The following is a 21,714-nucleotide window of genomic DNA, read 5'->3' as shown; positions in this document are numbered from 1 at the left end:
CCCCAAGGGAGTCACCCCATGAGGCAGAGCCTCTACAACGTGGCGCGGGCCAAGGCGACTTTGACCGTCGCTCTGCGCACGAACGGCACGGTCAACGGCACCAGCGTCGACCTGAACGAGAACAAGGACGCGTCCCGGTCGGCGATGCTCGTCGTTCACACCGGCACCGTCACGGACGGCTCGCACGCCGTGATTCTGCAGGAGTCCGACGACAACTCCGCCTGGTCGACGGTCGCCGCGGCGGATCTGCAGGGGAGCGCGCCGACCATCGCGTCCACCGACGACGACACGGTGTTCGAGCTCGGCTACAAGGGCTCGAAGCGCTATCTGCGCGCCTCGGTCACCACGTCCGGTGCCACGACGGGCGGCACGTTCGGCGCCACCATCCTGCGCGGATTCACGCGCCGCGCCCCGATCGCGCACAGCTGAGGAGCACCATGAAGCGTTGCACTGAGTCGTTCACGATCTGGCGGGACGGCGCCCCGGTCGCGTTCGTCGCTGGCCAGCTGGTCGACGACAAGCACCCGATCCTCAAGACCCACAAGCACCTCTTCGAGGAGCCCACGGCAACCGTTGTGCAGGCCGCACAGCTCAAGCCCGTCGAGCAGGCAACCGCCGAGCCCGGCACACCGCGCTCCCTGACGCCTCCGACGCAGACGGCCGACTCGGGCGGCGGCGGCCCGAAGCCGTTCGATCCGGGCGAGCACACGGCGCCGGAGGTCATCGAGTATCTGAAGGGCGCCGACGAGGACGAGCGTGTGCGCGTTCTGGCCGCCGAGGAGAACGGGCAGGCCCGCAAGACGGTACTGAGCGCCGACCTCACGAAGGCGTAGATCAAGTGCCGAACTTCGGCCTGCTGTCCGATGCCTTCGACGACGGCGTCCGGGACCCGGTCGTCTGGTCTCAGTCCTACGGGGATCCGACTGAAGCCGGCGGCCGGGCCCGGATTCCCTGCACCACCGGGTATGCCGCGTACCGGTCGGCCAGCGTATACACGCTGGCCTGGGGCCAGGTCGCCGCGCGCGTGTATCCGCCCGCCGCCGGCGGGGCGTCGACGGCCGCCTGTTCGCTGCTGGTCCTCACGGACACCGGCGGCACCGACGCCGGGTTCCTGATCGACCGGGCGCAGAACGCGATGGGCCTGTATCTGCGTGTCGGTTACGCCGACGACGGCGCTCTGTTCCCTGCCTACGACCCGGTGGCGCACGCGTGGCTGCGTTTGCGTGAGGACGCCGGGACGTTGCGCTGGGAGTCGGCGCCGGACGGCCGGACGTGGACGGTACTCCGCACAGCCGCCTCCCCGGCCTGGGCGTCACGCACCGACCTGAGCCTGCTGTTCGAGGCGCATCGCGATGCCGGAACGGCGGACTTCGCCGAACTCGACGACCTGAACATCACGCGGCCCGGGCGGTGTGGTCCCAGCCTGCGCACGCTCGGCCGGCTCGGTCCGAATCCGCGTGGTGCACCAGCACTGAAGGGAGGCTGACATGGCCTTCGACCTCGGCGCGGTGGTCCCGCTAGGCACGACCGTGACGGATGCGGCTGGTAACCCGGCGAACGCCGGATCCATGGCCGTGACCATCACCCTGCCCGACCGGACCAGCACGACGGTCAGCCCTGTCACTCCGACGTCGACCGGGGTGTACGCCTACGACTATCCGACAGTGCAGGCCGGTCGGCACACGGTGCGGTGGGTGGCGACGGGCGTCAACGCGGGCGCGTACACGGACATGTTCGACGTCCGCGAGGCGGCACCCCCGGCGTTGATGTCGCTCGAGACGGCGAAGCGGCACCTCAAGAAGACCGACAACACAGACGACGACGAGATCCGCGACTGGATCGAGGCCTGCACTCGGGCCATCGAACAGTTCACCGGCCCTGTGGTCGTGCGCTCCGTCACCGAGGTCATGCGCTTCACCAGGGCCCGCTCCATTGCACTGACCCAAACACCCGCCATCGAACTCACCAGCGCCGTGGCCACGGTGACGGGCGGCACGTCCTACGCCGTCGCAGACCTGGATTTGGACGGCGAGACAGGGATCGTCACCAAGATGGACGGTGGTGTGCTCTACGGCCCACTGCGCATGGTCTACGTCGTCGGCCGGGTCGTGGTCGGGGCGAACATCCGCAGCGCCGGGAAGATCATCCTTCAGCATCTGTGGCGTACACGGCAGGGACCAGGCCGGCCGCAGCGTGGCACGGACGACTTCGACGTGACCGAGCCGCTGCCGGGTCTGGGGTTCGCGATCCCCAACCGCGCGGTGCAGCTGCTGGATCCGGACAGCCTGCCGCCGGGGGTGGGGTAGATGGCAACCTCTGCTCTTCCCGGGGCCATTGCGGCATTGCTCGCCATCCTCGGAGCGGCGAGCGGCCTGGACGACGTGATGGTCACGGACGGGCCACCGACCAACGACATTGCCACGGAGGACTTCCTGGCCGTGGGCTGGTCGGGCGGCGAAGACTCCAGCGCGGACCTCGTGCAGGACTTCAACGCGGCGGGCGCCCGCACACGCGACGAGGAGTTCACCATCGCGTGCGTGCTCGACGTCTGGTCAGGGGACGACGGCTTTGCCGCAGTGCGCACCCGGGCCTTCCAGATCTTCGGCGTTGTCGAGCAGCAGCTGCGCGCGACCGCCGCCAACCCGGAGGCGCCGACGCTCAACAACACCGTTCTCTGGGCGCAACTGACGCGGGCGTCGCTGCGCCAGTACTTCACCGACCAGGGAGCGCGAGTGGCCTTGGGATTCACGGTGTCCTGCCACGCCCGGATCTGATCCAACTCACTGGAGGAGTACTGCCATGGCGCGTGTGCGCTTCATCGGGCCTGAGCCGGTCACAGTGCCCGAGCTCGGTGACCGCGAGGTACAGCCCGACGAGGTTGTCGAGGTGCCCGACGAGCGGTTCGACGGCTACGTCTGCCAGACCGGCAACTGGGAGCCGGTCGAGGAGCCCAAGGGCGAGCAGGCGCCGCCGGCGCCGCTCAAGAAGACCGCGGCCAAGGCGTCGCAGAAGGAGGACTGATCCATGGCGATCGGGTCTGGCCTCGGCGCCCAGCTGGGCATCGCGGCCGAAAGCAGCTACGGCACGTTCGTCGCGCCGTCGAAGTTCATCGAGTTCACGAAGGAGAGCCTCGCTCTCAAGAAGACGACCGCACAGAGCGCCGGCATCGCGGCCGGTCGCCTGCTGGCGCTGTCGTCGCGACGGGTACTCACCCGCAAGGAAGTCCAGGGCTCCATCGACATGGAGGTCACCAACAAGGCCATGGGGCTGCTGCTGCAGGCGCTCATGGGTACGACGGTGACGCCGGTGCAGCAGGGCGCGACGGCGGCCTATCTGCAGACGCACACGCTGGCCAGCGTGGCGGGCAAGTCGCTGACGATCCAGAAGGGCGTGCCCTTGACGTCGGGCACGGTGACCGACAAGACCTTCTTGGGCTGCAAGGTCACCTCGGGTGAGTTCGCGTGCGGTATGGGCGAGATGCTCACCAGTACGTTTGAGTTCGACGGCAAGGACTGCGACGAGACGCAGACCCTGGCGGCGGCGTCGTACTCCAACATGAGCCCGTTCCACTTCGGGCAGATGGCGCTCAAGGTGGGTGGCTTCGGTGCGGAGACCGCGCTCGACGGCATCCGCAAGGTCAGCGTGAAGTTCGAGAGGCCGCAGGACGTCGAGCGGTTCTACGCGAATCAGTCGGCGCTGAAGAAGGAGCCGATCGAGAACGACCAGGTGAAGATCACAGGGTCTTTGGAGACGGACTACACCCACACCACGCTCGACGACCTGCACACCTCCGACGGTGCGACCAGCTTCGTCTGGGAGTTCATCGGGCCGGAGATCGCGAGCCCGCACAATGAGGTCTTCCGAGTCACCCTCCCCGCGATCAAGCTGGACGAGGGCCCGCCCGTCGTGGACGGCTTCGGCGTCGTCAAGCCCACGTTCAACTTCGTGGGTCTCTTCGACGGCACCAACCAGCCGCGCATCGAGTACATCTCCACCGACGTCACGCTGTGAGTGCACCGTGACCCGCGATGTGCGGATCCTCAACACCGGCAGCCTGCTCGAACTCCAGCGGAGACTGCGGGCTGCCGGCGGGGAGAACATCCGATCCAGCATGCAGCGCCGCATCCGCCGCGCGGCCGAGCCGCTGAAGGACGACCTGCAGTCCACGATGCGCGGCCTGAATATCGGATCGCCCGGCCGCAGCCCCGGCAAGCGCGGCGGAGCGTCGCCGACGACGCGCCCGCTGCGGGCGACGATCGCCGACGCGATCCGCATTTCGGTCCGGACCGGCGGCCGGCCGGGCGCCACCGTGTGGGTCGACAAGGGCCGCCTGCCGCCGGACCTGAAGAACATGCCCAAGGTCATCAACTCCGGTCCGCCGCCCGGCCGGATCAGGCACCCGGTGTTCGGCAACCGGCGCCGCTGGTCGAACCAGACCGTCACGCCCTTCTGGTGGGACCGCACGGTCCGCCGCCACACACCCCGTATGGAGCGAGAGGTGGCCCGCGTCCTCGACGACGTCCGGCGCCGCCTCGAATAGGAGCACCCGTGATCATCATTTACGCGCCGGAGGGCGCCGACGAGCAGCACTTCGACGCGGGCAAGCTGCGCGCCTCCGAGATCCAGATCGCCGAGCGGACCGCGGGCGCCAACTGGCGTGACATCAAGGAAGCGGTGAGCGAGGGCGAGATCAACGCCATGCGCACCGTCGCTTGGGTCATCAGGAAGCGGGCCGAACCCGGCCTGCGCTACGGAGACTTCGATCCGTGGGAGGGCGAGCTGCGGGCGCGGCTCGACGCTCGCGAGGTCAAGGGGTACGCCGAGGCTCTCCTCGAGGAGTACGGCAGCACCCCTGAGGCTCTCGCCGAGGCGTTCGACGAACTGCGTGACAGCGCCTTCAACCGCGAGGACGCAGAGGCCGCGATCGCCGACGTGACGGCCCCAAAAGACCCGGCCCCCGCCCTGGAGCCGGAGCCGATCCCAGCTTCACCGAGCGCCGCCTGACCTACCTGCCCCTGTTCGGGCTGTACCTGCACTACACCGCGCGGGACGTCGACGACCTCACCGAGGAAGAGTTCGACCTGCTCACCACCTGGATCGACAACCACGAGGCCCGGCTCCGGGCCGCCCAGTCAGGGGGTGAGTGATGGCCGACCGGATGCGGTTCGTCCTCGACGGCGACGACCGGCTGACCCGCGTTCTGAACCAGGCCGGCGACTCGGCGGCCCGCCTGCACCGCCGCCTGGCCGACTCCAGCGAGCGCGGCGCCCGGGCAGTGCGCCAGTTCACCACCGATGCCAACACCCGGATTCGGGACCTACAGGGCCGGTTCACGTCGGCCGGCGACTCCGCGGACGGCATGGGCACCCGCATGGTGGCGGCTGCCCGGCGGCTTCTCGGCGTCGCCGACGCCAGCGTCCAGGCGCAGCGCGGTGTTGCCACGTTCACCACCGACGCGAACGGCCGGCTGCGCGATCTGCGTGGCCGTTTCCTCTCGGCTTCGAACGCTGCCCAGGCCATGGCGGGCGGAATGCCCGTGGTGGCGCGCCGCCTCGGCGATGTGGCTTCGGCGGGCGGTAGCGCTGCCGGGGCCCTGGGCAGCTCCGGCGGCGGACTCAGCGGCGTCATGCTGGGCGTGGCTGCTGCGGCCGGTCTGTCGCTGCTCCCTGCGCTCGGCGCGCTGGTGCCGATGATGGCCGGCGGCGCCCTCGCCGCGGTCACCCTGAAGCTGGGCTTCGCCGGTGTGGGCGATGCGATGGAGGCGGCGGGCAAGGGCAAGGAGGAGTACGCCGAGGCCCTCAAGAAGCTGTCTCCCGAGGCTCGTTCCTTCACCGAGGAACTCGTCGGGATGAAGAGGGAGTTCGCCGGCGTCGGCAAGGACGTCCAGAAGGCGATGCTCCCGGGCTTCACTCGGGCGTTGAAGGACGCCGAGCCGGTCGTGAAGATCATCGGTAAGAGTGCGACCGAGATGGGCGCCGGGTTCGGGGACGCGGCCGAAGGCGTCGGCCGCCTGCTCAAAGACTCCGGGTTCCAGGACGACCTGCAGACGAACCTGAAGCTGGGCACTCAATTCGTTGGGGACATGACCCGGTCGATGGGCCCGTTCACCCGCAGCCTCCTCGACTTCGGCGCCGCCTCCGGGCCCACCCTCAAGGCGTTCTCGGACGGCATCGGCGGACTCCTGTCCAAGGGTCTGCCCGACATGTTCGACGGGCTGAAGACCGGCATCCCCGGTACCGCGGACATGCTCGACGGGCTGTTCGACTCGGTCAACAGCCTCCTCGGCGGGATCGGCCGGCTGGGAGGCGAGGCGGGCCGCACCCTCGGCCCGCTCTTCGGCGAGACCTTCAAGATCGGCGGCAACCTGGCGGCGGGCGCCATGGACGGCCTGCGCGGTGTCCTCGTACTGCTGCGCCCGGTGATCAAGGACGTCAGCTTCGGACTGAAGACGGTCCGCGACGTCGGCGCGATCGTCGGGCCAACGCTGAAGGATGCCGGCCTGGGGATCGCCTCGGCGTTCCTGCCGATCGGCGAGTCCGTAGACAAGGCGGTCGGCCCGCTGCAGCGGCTCAACCGCTGGGTCGCCGACAACAAGGTCGCCGTCCTGGAAGGCGCCCGGGTCTTCGGCGGCGCGATGATCGACATGACCAGCGCCGCGATCAGCGCAACCCCCGTGATCATCCGCGGGTTCCGGCTGGCGGCGACCGGCGTACTGACCGCGCTCGACGCCATCGTGTCCGGCGGTGCCAAGGCGTTCGGCTGGGTCCCCGGCATCGGCGACAAGCTCAAGGCCGCCAACCGGGACTTCGACCGGTTCAAGAACGGCTTCCTCAACGGCCTTACCACGGCCGAGAAGAAGGCCAGCGAATTCGCGGCTTCGTCCGCACCGAAACTGGCCGCGGGCAAGCTGAAGATGAACATCAACAACTGGACCAGCCAGATCGAGGCCGCCAAGGCGAAGATGAAGAGCCTGCCGCCGGAGAAGCAGGCCGCACTCAAGGCCACCATCAAGGACCTGCAGGCCAAGGTCGACGCGGCGAAGCGCAAGCTCGGCGAGCTGAAGAACAAGAACGTCACGGCGTCCTTGCTGGACCGGGCGAGCGGGCCAGCGCGGTCAATCAAACGCGCGATCGACGCGATCCGCGGCAAGACCGTCGACATCTACACCGTCCGCCACACCATCAACGTCGAGGCCACCGCGGGCCGGAACAACGCCAAGCTCAACGGATACGCGGACGGTGGTACGCCCCGCCGGGGCGAGATGGCCATCGTCGGCGAAGAGGGCCCGGAGATCGTCACGTTCGGGGCCGACGCCCGGGTCTTCGATGCGGCGACGACCAAGAAGATGCTGAGCAGCACGGTGGGCGCGGGCGTAGCCGCGGCTCAAGGTCTTGCCGCGGGGCTGGGGTCGACGTCCGGCGTGTTTACGGCTGCCCGGGTGATGGCGGCCGCGGTCACGGCCGGTATCAGCGAGGAACTGCAGATCAAGTCTCCGTCGAAGAAGACGAAGGCGCTGATGGCCGACGTCGGCAAGGGCATGATCATCGGCCTGACCGGATCCCGGGCCAAGATCAAGGCCACTGCGAAGGATCTCGCGAAGGACATCTGGACTGCGTTCTCCGGGTCGAAGGACAACCGCCTGGTCGCGATGGTCAACCGGGAAACGAAGAAGCTCCTCGCCCTGGCGGCCAAGCGGGACAAGGTCGCCGCGACCATCGCCACGGCGAAGAAGTACGCCAGCGAAATCACGTCATCGGCGCGCCAGGGCGCCAGCCTCGGAAACCTCGGGATGGAACCCGAGCAGGTCACCGCGGGCGGCATCAAGGCCGGGCTGGCGTCGAAGCTGGCGCAGATCCGGATGTTCACCCGGTATATCGACATCCTCGCCAAGAAGGGCCTCAACAAGGGGCTGCTGCGGCAGATCCTCAACATGGGCCCCGAGGCGGGCTACGCCTACGCGAGTGCGCTCGTCGGCGCGGACAAGAACACGTTCAAGCAGATCAACTCCCTGCAAACCCAAGTGGACAAGAGCACGACGAGCCTTGGCCGCCTCGGCGCGGACCGCATGTACGACAGCGGCAAGAACGCGTCGAAGGGTTTCCTCACGGGCCTCCTCTCCCAGGAGAAGCAACTGGAGAAGGCCATGGAGAAGATCGCCAAGGCCATGCAGAGATCCCTGCGCAAGGCCCTGGGGATCAAGAGCCCGGCGACCAAGATGATGCCCGACGGGGAGAACACCACGAAGGGCGTGGCGGTCGGCGTCATCAAGGGACTGCCGTACATCGACCAGGCGATGGACACCGTCGCGGGCCGGATCGCGGGGCGCGCTTTCGCTTCCCCAGTCGTCGGCCGGGCGGCGGTTGTCGCCGGGCGGCGCGGCGGCGGCGATATCCACATCCACGTCGACGGCGCGGTCGTAGACACGCTCGGGTTCGCGCGGGCTGCCCGCGAGGCCCTGCGCGAGCTGAAGCGGAACAACGGCGGCGGCGATCTCGGCCTGGCCTGAGAGGAGGTCTGGTGACGCACACCATCGTCGAGGTCGCGTTCGGGCACGCCCTGACCGCGAGTTCTCCCACGCTGACGGACATCTCCCAGTACGTCGACCTGTCGCGCGGGATCGATATCACGCGCGGTGCGGAGAACGAGCTGGGCGAGATACAGCCCGGGACGTGCAGCCTGGTCCTCGACAACTCGGACGGGCGGTTCACTCCGGACCGGCCGGGCGCCTACTACCCGAACGTGAAGCTGGCCGTTCCGATCCGGGTCAGCGTCGCGACGTTCACGCCGCAGACCGGGTCGGTGCCGTACCCGATCGAGATGCTGTCCGACGACTTCGACGACAACCGGGTGAACACCGCGCTGTGGCCGACCGTGTACGGCGGCGCGAGCGAGACCGGCGGCCGGGCCCGCATCCGTCTCGACCCCGGGGTGTTCTCGGGATTCCGCACCGTCCGTCAGTGGACCCTGACCGGGTCCAAGGTGACTGCCCGGCTGATCAGCGCACCGGCTGCGGGCGGCTCGTCGACCGCGACCGCGAGCATGTGGGTGCACTCCACCACCAGCGGAACCCGGATCGGCTGGTCCTACAACCCCGTCACCAACGTCCTCAGCTGCCAGAACCAGGTGTCGTTCAGTGACGGCAGCCCGGTGTCCCTCACCTACTCCGCCTACGACCACATGTGGCTACGCGTCCGCGAGACTGCGGGCACCGTCTACTGGGAATCCTCCCGCGACGGCGCCACCTGGACCGTGCGCCGCAGCCTCGCCACCCCCGCCTGGGTGACCTCGCAAACCGTCGACTTCGAGTTCACCGGCACCCGCACCGGCGGCACCGGCGACTATGCCGAATGGGACTGGCTCGGCGCGACCGTCCACCCCCGCTTCTTCGGCCTCGTCAACCAGTGGCCGGTGGCGTGGAAGGGCCTCGCGTCCACGGCCACCATCACCTGCTCGGACCTCTTCACGTGGGCCAGCATCACCAAGCCGCTGAAGCCGATGCTCGTGCAGGAAGTCCTGCTCGACCGGCCGACCGTCTACTACCCGCTGACCGAGCCGGAGGCCAGCGCGAGCGCCGGCGACCTGTCCGGCACGCAGGGAGTGGGCTCCCTCTCCCTCGTGCAGACCGGGGCCGGAGGCACGCTCGAGTTCGGCGCGGGCACAGGACCTGCCAGCGCGGGCGGAGCGCCCGTGTTCACGCCGGCGTCGACGAGTGCGGGCAAGTACCTCACCGCCGACCTCGGCCCCAACTTCGTCGACGCCAACACCAGCTTCCGGGTGCGGGCCGAGGCGTGGTTCTCCACCAGCACCAACGGCCGCGTCCTGATGGCGCTGGCCTCAAGCGACGGCGCCACCAAGGTAGTCATCCTGCTGGAGTCCGGCACCGGCAAGCTCGCCCTGGAGAAAGACCAGGGCGGCAACGGCACCCAGTCCTACGTGTTCGCCACCCCGAACCTCGCCGACGGCGCCCTGCACCACATGGTCTACAACGAGTTCGAGAACCTGCTCTACATCGACGGCGTCTCCTACTCGCTGAGCAGCTTCAACGGCGATCAGCTACGCACGCTGTCGGTGGGCGGCTACCGGAACACGCGCCTGTGGTCGGGCACCATCGCTCACGTCGCCGTCTACTGCCGGTCGGTGACCGCGGCCGAGCTGTCCGGCCACTACACGACAGGCACGACCGAGCACATCGGTGAAGCCGCCAACGCCCGGCTCTCCCGCCTCGCCTCCTACGCCGGCGTCACGGTGAGTTTCCAGGGCAGTACGTTCGACGCGGTGGCGTCGCAGGCCGCACTGGGCAGCAGCGCCTTGGACCACATGCGGGAAATTGAGGCGACCGAGTCCGGCAAGCTCCTGACAACCAGGAACTCGGGCCCGCTGCTGTTCCAGTCCAGGGACGTGCGCTACAACCCGACGCCCGCGCTGACACTCAGCTACCCCGACCTGGAGACGGACGGCGTCAAGTACGCCTACGACAACCAGAAGCTGGTCAACACCGTCACCGCGAGCAGGCCGGGCGGCGCCACCCAGCGAGTGCTCAACCAAGCGTCGATCGACACCTACGGCGAGAAGTCCCGGGACCTGCAGCTGTTCAAGAACAGCGACAACTCCGCCCTCGACGCGGCGAACTGGCTCGTCAGCCGGTACGCGAATCCGGTCGCCGAAGTCCGGCAGGTGCCCGTCGAGGCGTACTCGATGCCCGTGGCAACCTACCGCGCCCTCCTGGATGCCGACGTGTCCACAGTGATCGGCTTGACCAGCCTGCCCGACCAGGCACCGGCCGCCACCACGAACGTGTTCGTCGAGGGCTACACCGAGCGGATCGGCCTGAACCAGCACCACCTCGACTTCTACACGTCGCGGGCCGACACCGACACCGTGTGGGTCCTCGACGACCCCACCTACAGCGTCCTCGACTCCACCACCCGCCTCGCCTACTAGGAGCCCCCGCATGCCCATCGCCGTGGTCAGGGCCGAGACGTTCTACACGCCCCCGCCCTCCATGCCGCCCGACGCGTGGGCTGACGTGCCCGCCGCCGAGCTGGTGTGGCGCTGGTACGAGACTCGGATGGGGCGCCGCGTCGTCCCGCCGGCCGAGACGGTCGACGAGACGTACTACGCGCGCATCAACCAGAACCGGTGGCTCGCCGACTGCACCAGCTGCGGTTCGGCGGCCGTCGTCTCCCCGACCGACCCCCGGTACGCCTGCACCGAGTGTCAGTGGGGATGGTGCGCGCTGATCTTCCCCGCGGACATCGCCGCCGTGGAGGCGGCACTGCTGCCGCTGAAGCCTGCCCTGCGGAACTGGTGGAACGACGACGACCCGAACAACCCGAACCGGCCGCCGGACCCGGTACCGGATCCCGGACCGATGGAGGAGCTGTGACGTTCGCCCCGCGCACCTTCGTCGTCGGTGAGGTCGTGTCCGCCGCGATCATGAACCAGGAGATCCGCGATCAGTTCAACTCGATGTTCGCCGCCTGGACCGCCTACACACCTACCTGGACGTCGTCCTCCACGAACCCGGTCCTGGGTAACGGGACTTTGACCGGCCGACACATGAAGATCGGCCGAACCTGCCTCTGCCACATCAACCTCACCACCGGCAGCACTACTACCTACGGCACCGGCAACTACAGCTTCAGCCTGCCCTTCACCTCCGCCAACACCGGCTCCACCATCATCGGCAACGCACAACTCCTCGGGACCGACCGGTGGGCCGGGCACATGCTGATCGGCAACTCCGCTAGCACAACCAGCCCGTTCTTCTCCTCCAGCAGCACCAACCCCCGCCTGGGCTGGATGAGCCCGACACTCCCGGAAACCCTCGCCGCCGGCGCCCAGGTCCGCATGACGTTCCTGTACGAAACCGCAGCCTGACCCCGACGCCCCGCGCCGACGGCCGGGGTCTTTTTCATGCCCAGAAAGGGGGACGCCGTGAAGCTCGTCTCTCGATCGCAGTGGGGCGCCCGCGCCTACCGCACACCCAACGGGGCCACCCCGTACAGCCGGCCGCGCCGCGGGGTGAAGTTCCACTACCTCGGTACCGCCTACAGTGACCGGTCCCACGACAAGTGCGACGACTACGTCCGTCAAATCCAGGCACAGCACATGGACGGCAACGGCTGGTCCGACATCGGCTATTCGTTCGTCGTCTGCACGCACGGCTACGTGTACGAGGGTCGCGGCCTCAAGCGCCGCAACAGCGCGAACGGCAACACCAGCCTGAACGAGCAGGACTACGCGGTGCTGCTCATGGTCGGCTCCACCGGCCTCACCAAGCCCACCGACGCCCAACTGCACGGCGCCCGCGACGCGCTGGAGTACTGCCGCACCCAGGGCCCGGCCGGTATGTGGATCGGCGGCCACCGCGACGGCTACGCCACCGCCTGCCCAGGTGACGCCGTCTACGCCTGGGTCAAGGCGGGAGCACCCCGCCCCGCAGCGTCGCCCACCCCGCCCAAAACCACCACCCCCGAGGAAAACGACGTGGCATTCACCAAGGACGACCTGGAGACGCTGGCCGGTACCGACGGCGTCTTCAAGGCCCCGAAGGACGCGGCCGACTACAGCGCCGACCCCAAGTCGCCCAAGCACTACTGGGCGTTCGGCTCCCACGTCAACGACAACACGACCCGCATCCGCCGTATCGACAAGACCACGGCCGCCCTCACCGCGCAGGTCGCCGCGCTCGCCGCCGCGGTTGCGGCGCTCGCCCGGGACGGCGGGCTGCCGCTGGCTCAGGTCCAGGCCGCGGCGGAGGCCGGCGCGAAGGCCGCGCTCGAGCAGCTCGGCGACACACTCACGAAGGAGTCCTGACCATGGCTGCTGCCTCTGCCCCCATCGAAAAGAAGGTCAAGGCCGCCTCGGTCCTCACCTACCTGGCAAGCCTCGCCGGGCTGGCGATCCTCGGCGCCGTCACCGACGACCCGTCCCTGATCTCCGGCATGCCCGACGCCCTGGAGCCGTTCGTCCTCGCACTCGTGCCAGCCGCTTCAGCGGCGGTCGCCGGATGGGCGGCGCCGCACACGCCGCGCTCCGACGTCTGACCGATCGGAGCCGCCTTGGACGCCACCACCATCGGCAGCCTGCTCGTAGGCGTAGGCGCGGTCGTCGGCGGCCTGGTGGCGTACCTCGGCAAGCGGGGCGAGAACGCAACCACCCGCATGAACGCCGAGATGGACCAGATTCAAGAAGAGCGCGACAAGCTGCGCGAGCAGCTCACCGCCCGGGACCAGAAGATCGAGGAACTGCTCGAGCGACGCCTCATCGACCGGGAAGAAGTCGCCCGCCTCCGCATCAAAGTCGTCGAGCTGGGAGGCGATCCGTGACCCGTGCACAGCAGGCGCTCGCCGGGCACTGGCGGTGGATCGCCGTCTTCTGCTGGCTGTTGGTGCTCTCCGGTTTCGCCGTCATCGGCTGGTCCTGGTACAACCAGCTCGCCGACGAGGCAGACCGGCGCGGCAACGCCGTATCCACGCTCGCCTCCGACGTGCGGATCCTGCGCGAGCAGGTGAAAGCCGAAGGGGTGACGCCGGCAGTGCCCGATCCCAGCAAGGCCGTTGAGGACCTCGACGACCGCGCCCGCGTCCCCGTGCCGATCCCCGTCCCAGGAGAGAAGGGCGACAAGGGAGACAAGGGCGACCCCGGGAAACCCGCCCCCACGATCACCCCATCACCCGGCGCCACCGGCCCGTCCGGTGCACCCGGCCAGCCCGGGGCGGACTCCACAGTCCCCGGACCATCAGGGCCACCAGGGGCCGATTCCACCGTTCCAGGGCCGAGCGGCCCCCCGGGGAGGGACGGCCGCGACGGCGCCGACGGTAAGGACGGCGCGGACGGGCAGACCTGCCCCAACGGGTACAGCCTGCAGGCGCCCGAGTGGGACCCGGACGCCCTCGTCTGCCGCCGCACCGACGCCCCGCCGCCCGACGAGCCCGGCAACAGCGACGGCAACGGGCCCCTCGCCGCCGCCCTCGACCCCAACCGCCGCCAGTACCCATGAACAAACGCCCCCTGCACGGTCCACGCGGCCGTGCAGGGGGCGATTCGTCATGCCCAGGGGTAGCGCATAACCAGGGCCGTCGCGCTACCCCTTAGTCGTCGAGCTCGATGCGGAAGTCGACGATGGTCGTGTCGCCGCGTCGCACGATCGGGTGAGCTACCTCGACGATCCGGCCGGTGTCGGCGATGTGCTTGCGCGTGTACCGCAGGACTGGCACGCCGGAGCCGAGGCGGAGCGTCGCCGCCTCCAGCTCGGTGGGCATGGCCGCAGTGAACGACTCCGTGATCGCCGTGACCCGGATGCCGAGGCTCGCCATTTGCGCCCGCGTGCCGCCCGGCCACGGCTCGTTGATCGGGTCGGCGACCGGCGTCCCGGCGACGTCGGACCAGCGCACGTAGCTGGTCGACATCTGGGTGGGCTGGTCGTTGTCGTGGAACACGAAGTGCCGGGCGAGCAGCTGCTCACCAACCTCGCACTCGAACAGCGCCGCCAGTTCGGTGTCGGCCTGGACCCGCTCGAACCGCTTGTCGAGCCGGTACTCAGTCCAACCGATGCCCTGGTCCTTGGTGTACGGGGTGGACTTGGCGCCGGGCACGGAGCGGTAGCGGTCGGCGGCCATTCGGTGGATCGCAGGCCGCGAGCGCACGCGTGTGCCGGCGCGGGCCCGGCTTTCGGTGAGGCCCTCGCTGGCGAGCAGGCGCAGCGCGTTGCGAACCGGGGCCTCGGATACGCCGTACTCGGCGCACAGTTCGGGGATCGTCGGGATCTGGTCGCCCGGCCCGAACTCCCCGCCCGGAGAGATGCGGCGTCGCAGGTCGGCGGCGATCCGCAGGTACTCAGGCTGTGCCACCGAGACACCCCCACTTCGAGCGATCACGTCAATCCGGATACACATACTCTCCCGTCCCGCTTGACCAGCGCCAATCACGCCGACAATCTGGATACGGATAAGCATTACCCGTATCCGGAAACCGTTGAATCCGGGGGACAGCTATGCCCGAGTCGGGTCATACGTGGCAGAAGGCGTTCAAGGCCGAGCCCATCGAAGCCGCCCATGTCCGCCTGTGGGTGGCTGGCCGCGTGAAGCACCCCGACGCCCCGGTGATCGCGAACGAGCTGTACCTCGCGATCCTCGGCTCGGGCGCCCCCGCCGTCGAGATGACCCTGTCGACCGCGGGTGCACGCATCCGCATCACGGCGCAGGGCCCCGACCCGCTCCCGCTCATCCACAGTCACGGGCCTGGCTGGCAGATCATCACCGGCCTCGCCCACACCTCCGGTCTCACCATCGACGAGTGCGGGCTGTGGGCGCAGTTAGGGGCCAGCCGGTGACCGGGCTCCTCAAGCCCGCCGGCTGCCAACGACCAAGCCATGAAGGACAGCAGATGAGCAGCACACAACCCGAGACCACAGACCCCGTGACCACCCCCACCGCCTACGGCTACTGCTGCTGGCATGGCGGGGACGCCGAGGACGTCCGGCTGATCGACGTCATCGAGCCGGTCTCCCGAGGGGGCGGCCCTGCACTGTTTGCCTGCCCGCCGTGCCGCGACAAGCACCGCCTGGTCCCGCTCGCTGACCGGCCGTGAGCGGCGACGAGAAGACGGCCGAGTGCCAGCTGGGCATGTGCCGCTTGTGCAGCGGGCCCAAGGTGATACGGCGGACGGGCGCCCCCTCATGGGAGGCGCCCATCATGACCATTCGCTGTAGCTGCTGGTGCCACGGCCGCCGGCCCCGACAGCCCACCCGAACCCCGAAGGAGCAGAGCCGATGACTGACGAACAGAAGAACCGCACTCAGCAGAGCGACGACCTCCGGGCCGGTCGAGCAGCCGGGTACTGCTGGGTGCGCAACCCGCACAGGAGGGGCCGCTGCACGTGGGAGCCCGGCCACTCGGGCCCCCACAAGGACCGCTACGCACACACCGAGTGGAAGTAGACCCCGTCACCGGCGTGGCACGCCGATCGCACCGGTGACGATCCCCGCGGCCCCGGCCGGCAGTCCCCCGACGCCGACCGGGGCCGCTCCATGTCTTGACGCCGAGACGCTTAAGTGTTGCCTAGCTCTACAATTGGGCGTAGCTAGGCAACACTTAGAGAGGGCGTCATGAGCAGAGGCCATGGCCGCGTCGAGCGGGCCGTCATTGAGCAGGTCACCGCGGCGCCCGCGTTCAAGGGCGTCGCCATGAGCAAGCTGGCCGCCGCCGTCTACGCCGTTGAGGAGCCCACCCGGTCCCAATTGGTCAGCACCCGCAGGGCCGTCCGCAAGCTGGCCGAGGAGGGCGTCGTAGAGACCTACCGCGACCCCTCCTATCCGAACCTCGATCGGACATACCAGCGGCGCGGGCGGAAGGGCGCCTGGTGTACGGCCGAGGGCGAGCGCTACCAGCTCCGCGGACGACCCGGATACTGCCCGCACTGTGAGGGCGGACTGCCGCGCCACGACGACGGAGACGGGTCGTACCACGTGCCACTCGTCACCGTCGCGGGCGTGGTGGAGACGTGGGTATGCCGACCACGCAGCAGCATCACGAACGAGGAGCACACTGCCGCCCGCGCCGAGATCGCCGACATCATGGAGCGCCTCCAAATTCGGTAACCGGGGCCGCTGCATGTCTGCCCGTTGTGGTGAGCGGGGGAGTGCGGGACAATGGAGTCGTCCCAGTTCAACACCCGTGCAGCCCACCCAGGTTGCGTGAGCGATGCGTGAGCGGACGTCCCGCAGAGGGCCGGAATCCTCGGAGTGAGCCGGAGTGACGGAGCTCGCTCACCAGGGATTTCCAGAGTATCCAGAGCGATCCAGAGGCGCTCAGCGGGAAACCTACCGACTCATAATCCGTCGGCCGTGGGTTCGAGTCCCACCCGCCCCACCTGTGCAGGTCTCTGACCTGCGGAAACGTTCATTTTGTCCTGCCGGATCGTCAACTTTGCTTGAACGGACTGAATCCGCTGCTCGTGAGTTCGGCTCCGTTGTGGTCGGTGTTAGGTCGCATCGCTCTGACCTGCGCAGATTTCGTGGTCTGACGACGGGGCAGGTTCCCGCGGGTGGCGTGCACGAGGCCTTGGGTGCCGGATTCTGGACGCTGGCTGGACGCGAGGATTCAGAAGTGCTGCCAGGGACCTTCGAGTAGGCGGCTCTGCTGGGTCGGCCGCTGGGTACGGAGGCCGCCCGAATGGGGTGCGGTCCGAGCTGGGACGCGAAAACGGCCCGTACTGGAAACGGTCCGGAAAGGACCGACAGACATGGCGGGACGGTCCGGACTGGGCGGGTCCCGCCCCACAAATAGTCGCACCGGTGCTCCTGCTCATCCCGTCCATCGAGAGGCATCGATGGCCCCTGCTCATGCGTGACGTGATCCGGTGTGCAGGAGCGGGCGGGCTTGGTTCTACCGACGGGACCTGGCACCAGAACCGGCAGGGCTCGGCGGCGGCCGCACACCCCTCAACAGAGGTATGCCCGCCCGCCGCCGAGCCCTGCCCTTTCAGGGGTGTGATCGCTGAGCAGCGCCCGCAGGCAGTACGCCACCTGCGGTGCGACGACCGCGAGCGCGACCGCGATGGTCGCGAGCGTCCTGGCCCGCAGCCGCAGCAGGGGCAGGGCCAGCAGGAAGTACACCGCGTAGTAGTTGATGATGACGCCGCCGCCGAAGTCGGTCATCGCCAGCGCGGTGCCCACCACGAGCAGGATCACGGCCCGGATCACGATCCTGGCCTTCGCCTGTCGGCCGGCCAGTCCGGTCTGCGGCTCCAGGCGGCCGGCGATCAGCACCAGCGAGAACCCGGCGAGGGTAGCGAACAGCGCCGAGGCCCGGCCGCTCGCCAGCCAGACGAACCAGGTGCCGGCGCCGTCGCCGGAGGTGGGGAAGGGGTTGAAGGGGCCCACGTGCACGGCGAACATTCCGAACACGGCCAAGGAACGGGCGAGGTCCACTCCGACCAGCCGTGCGGTCGACGGAGGGCGTTTCGTCGCCGGGGCGGACTCGGGTGCGGGTAAGGGCTGGGCAGGCGCCTTCTTGGGGCTTTCGATCTCGGTCACCGGGACAACCTTGCCGAGGCGGGGGCGGTCGACCATCCGCCGGGCTTCAGGAGGTCCCCCGCCTGTCGGCCGGCGTGGCCCCTCGGATCGGCGGGGGCCCGGTCTCGGTCGTACAAGAACGCCTGTGGTGGTCAAGCTGGTCGCCGGAGTGCCGCGGGTCGGCAGGCTCACCACGAGCCGGCAGTTCTTCCGCTCCGTCTGAAGGCCGAGCGGCGTCACTTCTCATCGATATGGATCACGGAGGCGAGCGGCGGGGTGACGCCCGAACTCGCGTCGGAACGGCATCCGGGGGAAGTGCCCCACCCCGATGCGTCTTATCGGATGCGGTGGGCCAGTCCGGTCGCCCTGCCCATCAGCCATTCGAGCGGCCCTCGCCGGAAGAAGCGGGACCAGAGGGTGGCGAGGACGGTGACGGAGGCGATGAAGCCGAGCAGGATGTGCAGCGGCCGGACGGCCGATGTCTCGGTGCCCAGGAGCCAGATGGCGACGATGTGGTAGACGTACGCCGTCAGTGACATCGAGCCGACCGCGATGACGGGCTTGGCCAGGCGGCGCAGCCGGGGGAAGGCGTCCGTGGCGGCCAGGCACGCGGTGATCACCAGGATTGCCACACCCGTGGCGGCCATGATGGACAGGGTCGCCTCGCTGTGCGGGGCTGAGGCCAGCATCCCGGCGGGGGTGTCGTCGAAGATGCCGATGCTGTCGGGGGATACGGACGACACCGACGACATGCCCGGCCCCTCTTCGGCTTTCCGGACGGCTTCGGCGGCACCGGGTATGAGCCGCACCGTCAGCCAGGAGCCGCCGTAGCCGGTGACGGCGAGGGCGACGCCGGTGAGGGCGAGGCGTACACGGACGGCCGTGGTGGCCAGGTCGCAGCGGGCGACAGCCATCCCGGCGATCACGAACGGAACCCAGGTCAGGGCCGGATATCCGCCGGTGAAGAACAGTGAGACGGGGCCGTCAGCCTGGCCGTAGGAGAGGAACACGCGGCCGCCGACCACCGGCTTCAGCGCGTACAGCAGCTGCGGACCCACCAGGGCCCATCCGACGGCGATCAACGCCAGTGGCTTGGCTCTCAGCCGGTACAGCGGCAGCACGAGCAGGAAGAACAGTCCGTAGAAGGCGAGGATCGGCACGACCGGGGTACCGGTCATGGTCAGGGCGGTGCCGAGGGTAAGCAGGATCACGGCCCGGATGATCACCTTGGCGGCGGCCTGGCGGCCGGCCAGGCCGGTCTTCGGTGTGCGGCGCCCGGTGATGAGGGCGACCGCGAAGCCGGCCAGGACGGCGAACAGGGCGGAGGAGCGGCCTTGCGCCAGCTCCATGAGGAAGCCGATGACCCCGCCCTGGCTGGGAGCGGGGCCTACGTGGACCGCGTACATGCCGAAGACGGCCAGGCCGCGGGCCAGGTCCAGCCCGATCAGCCGGCCCACGCCGGGCGCGCCGGTCGAGGGCTCGCTGCGCTCGCGTTCAAGGGACGGCGCGTCGGCCGTAAGCGGCCGGGAGTCTGGGTGATGGGTCATGACCCTCAGGCTGGAGACCCGGGCCGATCATGGACTATCCGGCAGAAGGCTGCCGTGTCCCTGCCGAGTGGTGGGTGCTACCCCGCCGTGTGGCTGGAGCTGCCGCTCGCCGGGCCGCAAGAGCTCTACGTGGCTTTAGGGTCGAGTCGACATGGGCCGGACGGCATGAACGAAGATGAGGCGGAGGGCGCGTGATCCGGGTAGTGGTGGTGGACGACGAGGCACTGGTCCGCTCGGGCTTCGAACTCATTCTGGGCGCGTCCGAGGACATCGAGGTCGTCGCGACCGCGAGCGGCGGCCACGCGGTGGAGACCGTCCGGCGGGAGCGGCCGGACGTGGTGCTGCTGGACATCCGGATGCCGGACGTCGACGGGCTCACCGTCCTGCGCGAGCTGCGCACGATGCCGGATCCGCCGGTGGTGGCGATGCTGACCACGTTCGACGCCGACGAGTACATCCTGACCGCGCTGAACTCCGGCGCGGCCGGTTTCCTGCTCAAGGACACGGAGCCGGAGCAGCTTGCCCACCTGGTGCGGACCCTGGTCGCGGGCGGTGTGGTGCTGTCGCCCAAGGCGTCGCGGACGCTGCTGCACAGCCACCCCGGCACCGAGGCGGCCGTCGACGAGGAGGCCGCGCGGGTCCGGCTGCTCACCGCGCGGGAGCGCGACGTCCTCGTCCTGGTGGCGGAGGGACTGTCGAACGCCGACATCGGGGCGCGCATCCACCTGGGCGCGGGCACGGTGAAGGACCACGTCAGCGCGATCCTCACGAAGCTGCGGGTGACGAGCCGGGTGCAGGCCGCGCTGCTGGCGCAGCGGGCCGGGCTGCTCGACGAGCGCCCGCGGTCGGAGGCCGGCCGATGAGCCGTGCACGTGCCGTGTGGCAGCGGGTTCCCGCGCCGGTCGTCGACATCGTCCTGGTGGCGGTGGCGGCCGTGGATGTGCTGGTGGTGGACATGTGGGAGCACACGCGTCCCGAGGTCACGCTGGCCGCGGTCGGCTGCGCCGCGTTGGCGTTCCGGCGCAGGTTCCCGCTCGGCGTCTTCCTGCTCACCCTGCCCATCGCGCTGATGCAGGATGTCGCCGTCGCTGTGCTCGCGGCGCTGTTCACGCTGGCCGAACGCTCCCGCAACCGCCGTCTCCTCGCGGTGTGCGTCGTCCTGGCCGCCGTCGCGAGCAGTACTCCGTGGCCCCTGGCCGAGGCGGACCGGACCATGACGCTGGTCTTCTTCGTGTACGGCCTGGCAACCAGCGTCGCCCCGGTCCTCTTCGGCCAGCTTCTCCAGGCACGACGGGACCTGGCGCGGCGGCTGGCCGAGGTCGAGGAGGCCAGGGAGCACGAGCGGACCCTGCACGCCCAGGCCGTGCTCGCCCGTGAACGCGCCCAGCTGGCCCGCGAGATGCACGACGTGGTATCCCACCAGGTCAGCCTGATCGCCGTACGGGCCGGGGCGTTGCAGGTCGCCGCGCGGGACGCGGACGCCAAGGAGGCCGCCCGCACGATCCGTTCGCTGAGCGTCACCACCCTCGACGAGCTGCGCACCATGGTCACGCTGCTGCGCGCCTCCGGCGGCAAATCCACCGAGCTGACGCCGCAGCCCACCTTGGCCGACCTGCGCAAACTGGTCGAATCCAGCGGCACTCACACGGAGCTGACGGGTGAGCTGCCGCCCACCGTGGGCACACCCGCCCAACGCGCCCTTTACCGCACGGTTCAGGAGGCGCTGACCAACGTCCGCAAGCACGCCCCCGGCGCCAACGCTCGCGTCGAGCTGTGGCAGGACGGGGACGGTATTGGAGTGACCGTCACCAACACCCCTCCCACGCGCCCCTCCCTCTCCTTGCCCGGTTCGCAGCAGGGCTTGGTCGGCCTGCGGGAACGGGCCGAGATCCTGCACGGCACCCTGGACGCGGGCCCGACTGCTCAGGGCGGCTACCGGGTGCGGCTGAGGGTTCCCCTGAGCGCGGACTGACATGCTGTTCTGTCGGCTTGCGGCTTGCGGCTTGCGGCTCACACGTGAGCCTCAACCGGCAGCGCACGCCGACGCCCCTGGACCGTGCTCCGCCGGCTTGCCCTTTGTCCAGCTCCCCGTCCTGACCGTGTCCGGTGCCGCGTCAGCCCGGTGAGGATGCCGGAACCAGGCTGACA

Annotated in this window: 25 protein-coding genes and 1 pseudogene; 23 read left to right on the top strand and 3 right to left on the bottom strand. The window is 69.3% G+C overall.

Annotated features, from left to right (window positions below; translation table 11 throughout):
• The first annotated feature begins 18 nt into the window (after positions 1-18).
• From ABT063_RS02060 to ABT063_RS01980, 17 genes are all read left to right on the top strand, one after another.
• The gene (locus ABT063_RS02060) at positions 19-429 is read left to right on the top strand and encodes a hypothetical protein (RefSeq protein WP_351055109.1); all 411 of its coding nucleotides are present in this window, start codon (positions 19-21) and stop codon (positions 427-429) included.
• An 8-nt stretch (positions 430-437) separates the two neighbouring features.
• Complete coding sequence (locus ABT063_RS02055) at positions 438-833, top strand: hypothetical protein (protein ID WP_351055108.1); 396 nt, start codon at positions 438-440, stop codon at positions 831-833.
• A 5-nt stretch (positions 834-838) separates the two neighbouring features.
• On the top strand, positions 839-1,486 hold the full coding sequence (locus ABT063_RS02050) for a hypothetical protein (protein WP_351055107.1): 648 nt from the start codon (positions 839-841) through the stop codon (positions 1,484-1,486).
• Position 1,487: 1 nt separating this feature from the next.
• The gene (locus tag ABT063_RS02045; protein ID WP_351055106.1) at positions 1,488-2,306 is read left to right on the top strand and encodes a head-tail connector protein; all 819 of its coding nucleotides are present in this window, start codon (positions 1,488-1,490) and stop codon (positions 2,304-2,306) included.
• Positions 2,307-2,774, top strand: a complete 468-nt coding sequence (locus ABT063_RS02040) for a hypothetical protein (protein WP_351055105.1) — start codon at positions 2,307-2,309, stop codon at positions 2,772-2,774. It begins immediately after the preceding gene.
• A gap of 25 nt (positions 2,775-2,799) precedes the next feature.
• Complete coding sequence (locus ABT063_RS02035; RefSeq protein ID WP_351055104.1) at positions 2,800-3,021, top strand: hypothetical protein; 222 nt, start codon at positions 2,800-2,802, stop codon at positions 3,019-3,021.
• A gap of 3 nt (positions 3,022-3,024) precedes the next feature.
• Positions 3,025-4,011 carry a phage tail tube protein gene (locus tag ABT063_RS02030; protein WP_351055103.1) on the top strand — a complete coding sequence of 329 codons (987 nt, stop codon included), beginning with the start codon at positions 3,025-3,027 and terminating at the stop codon, positions 4,009-4,011.
• 7 nt (positions 4,012-4,018) lie between these two features.
• Positions 4,019-4,540: a hypothetical protein gene (locus tag ABT063_RS02025; protein WP_351055102.1), complete on the top strand. Its 522-nt coding sequence runs from the start codon at positions 4,019-4,021 to the stop codon at positions 4,538-4,540.
• Positions 4,541-4,548: 8 nt separating this feature from the next.
• Positions 4,549-5,004: a hypothetical protein gene (locus tag ABT063_RS02020; RefSeq protein ID WP_351055101.1), complete on the top strand. Its 456-nt coding sequence runs from the start codon at positions 4,549-4,551 to the stop codon at positions 5,002-5,004.
• Positions 5,005-5,146: 142 nt separating this feature from the next.
• Positions 5,147-8,506, top strand: coding sequence for a hypothetical protein (locus ABT063_RS02015; RefSeq protein ID WP_351055100.1), 3,360 nt, complete (start codon positions 5,147-5,149; stop codon positions 8,504-8,506).
• 11 nt (positions 8,507-8,517) lie between these two features.
• A complete protein-coding gene (locus ABT063_RS02010; RefSeq protein ID WP_351055099.1) occupies positions 8,518-10,941 on the top strand; it encodes a LamG-like jellyroll fold domain-containing protein in 2,424 nt (807 codons plus the stop codon).
• Between the two features lie 10 nt (positions 10,942-10,951).
• Entirely contained in the window at positions 10,952-11,386 is a 435-nt protein-coding gene (locus ABT063_RS02005) for a hypothetical protein (RefSeq protein ID WP_351055098.1), read from the top strand.
• On the top strand, positions 11,383-11,880 hold the full coding sequence (locus tag ABT063_RS02000) for a hypothetical protein (protein ID WP_351055097.1): 498 nt from the start codon (positions 11,383-11,385) through the stop codon (positions 11,878-11,880). Before ABT063_RS02005 ends, ABT063_RS02000 begins: the two co-directional genes overlap by 4 nt.
• Positions 11,881-11,937: 57 nt before the next feature.
• Positions 11,938-12,819, top strand: coding sequence for a peptidoglycan recognition protein family protein (locus ABT063_RS01995; RefSeq protein ID WP_351055096.1), 882 nt, complete (start codon positions 11,938-11,940; stop codon positions 12,817-12,819).
• Positions 12,820-12,821: 2 nt separating this feature from the next.
• Complete coding sequence (locus ABT063_RS01990; protein WP_351055095.1) at positions 12,822-13,049, top strand: holin; 228 nt, start codon at positions 12,822-12,824, stop codon at positions 13,047-13,049.
• Positions 13,050-13,064: 15 nt separating this feature from the next.
• Positions 13,065-13,331, top strand: a complete 267-nt coding sequence (locus tag ABT063_RS01985) for a hypothetical protein (protein ID WP_351055094.1) — start codon at positions 13,065-13,067, stop codon at positions 13,329-13,331.
• Positions 13,328-14,005 (top strand): collagen-like domain-containing protein, encoded by a 678-nt coding sequence (locus ABT063_RS01980; RefSeq protein ID WP_351055093.1) that lies wholly within the window; start codon positions 13,328-13,330, stop codon positions 14,003-14,005. The genes ABT063_RS01985 and ABT063_RS01980 overlap by 4 nt, the downstream gene beginning before the upstream one ends.
• 91 nt (positions 14,006-14,096) lie before the next feature.
• Here ABT063_RS01980 and ABT063_RS01975 read toward each other — a convergent pair whose 3' ends face one another.
• Positions 14,097-14,855 (bottom strand): GntR family transcriptional regulator, encoded by a 759-nt coding sequence (locus tag ABT063_RS01975; RefSeq protein WP_351055092.1) that lies wholly within the window; start codon positions 14,853-14,855, stop codon positions 14,097-14,099.
• 143 nt (positions 14,856-14,998) lie between these two features.
• On the opposite strand from ABT063_RS01975, the gene ABT063_RS01970 reads away from it, so the two are divergent.
• The 4 genes from ABT063_RS01970 to ABT063_RS01955 all read left to right on the top strand — a co-directional run bounded on the left by ABT063_RS01970 (position 14,999) and on the right by ABT063_RS01955 (position 16,603).
• On the top strand, positions 14,999-15,337 hold the full coding sequence (locus ABT063_RS01970) for a hypothetical protein (RefSeq protein ID WP_351055091.1): 339 nt from the start codon (positions 14,999-15,001) through the stop codon (positions 15,335-15,337).
• Between the two features lie 53 nt (positions 15,338-15,390).
• Positions 15,391-15,594 carry a hypothetical protein gene (locus tag ABT063_RS01965; RefSeq protein WP_351055090.1) on the top strand — a complete coding sequence of 68 codons (204 nt, stop codon included), beginning with the start codon at positions 15,391-15,393 and terminating at the stop codon, positions 15,592-15,594.
• Between the two features lie 181 nt (positions 15,595-15,775).
• A complete protein-coding gene (locus tag ABT063_RS01960; protein WP_351055089.1) occupies positions 15,776-15,943 on the top strand; it encodes a hypothetical protein in 168 nt (55 codons plus the stop codon).
• A gap of 168 nt (positions 15,944-16,111) precedes the next feature.
• Positions 16,112-16,603, top strand: coding sequence for a hypothetical protein (locus ABT063_RS01955; protein WP_351055088.1), 492 nt, complete (start codon positions 16,112-16,114; stop codon positions 16,601-16,603).
• A gap of 894 nt (positions 16,604-17,497) precedes the next feature.
• Here ABT063_RS01955 and ABT063_RS01950 read toward each other — a convergent pair.
• Together ABT063_RS01950 and ABT063_RS01945 are read right to left on the bottom strand one after the other, a co-directional pair.
• Positions 17,498-18,040, bottom strand: a pseudogene (locus ABT063_RS01950) (heparan-alpha-glucosaminide N-acetyltransferase domain-containing protein); the annotation flags it as partial.
• Positions 18,041-18,354: 314 nt separating this feature from the next.
• Positions 18,355-19,566: a DUF418 domain-containing protein gene (locus tag ABT063_RS01945; RefSeq protein WP_351055087.1), complete on the bottom strand. Its 1,212-nt coding sequence runs from the start codon at positions 19,564-19,566 to the stop codon at positions 18,355-18,357.
• Positions 19,567-19,769: 203 nt separating this feature from the next.
• On the opposite strand from ABT063_RS01945, the gene ABT063_RS01940 reads away from it, so the two are divergent.
• Both ABT063_RS01940 and ABT063_RS01935 read left to right on the top strand, forming a co-directional pair.
• Positions 19,770-20,429 (top strand): response regulator, encoded by a 660-nt coding sequence (locus ABT063_RS01940; RefSeq protein ID WP_351055242.1) that lies wholly within the window; start codon positions 19,770-19,772, stop codon positions 20,427-20,429.
• The gene (locus ABT063_RS01935; RefSeq protein WP_351055086.1) at positions 20,426-21,538 is read left to right on the top strand and encodes a sensor histidine kinase; all 1,113 of its coding nucleotides are present in this window, start codon (positions 20,426-20,428) and stop codon (positions 21,536-21,538) included. Before ABT063_RS01940 ends, ABT063_RS01935 begins: the two co-directional genes overlap by 4 nt.
• Positions 21,539-21,714: the final 176 nt, after the last annotated feature.

The organism is Streptomyces sp. NPDC002838, from assembly GCF_040295365.1.
Lineage (GTDB): Bacteria > Actinomycetota > Actinomycetes > Streptomycetales > Streptomycetaceae > Streptomyces.
This window is presented reverse-complemented; position numbering and strand designations above follow the sequence as displayed.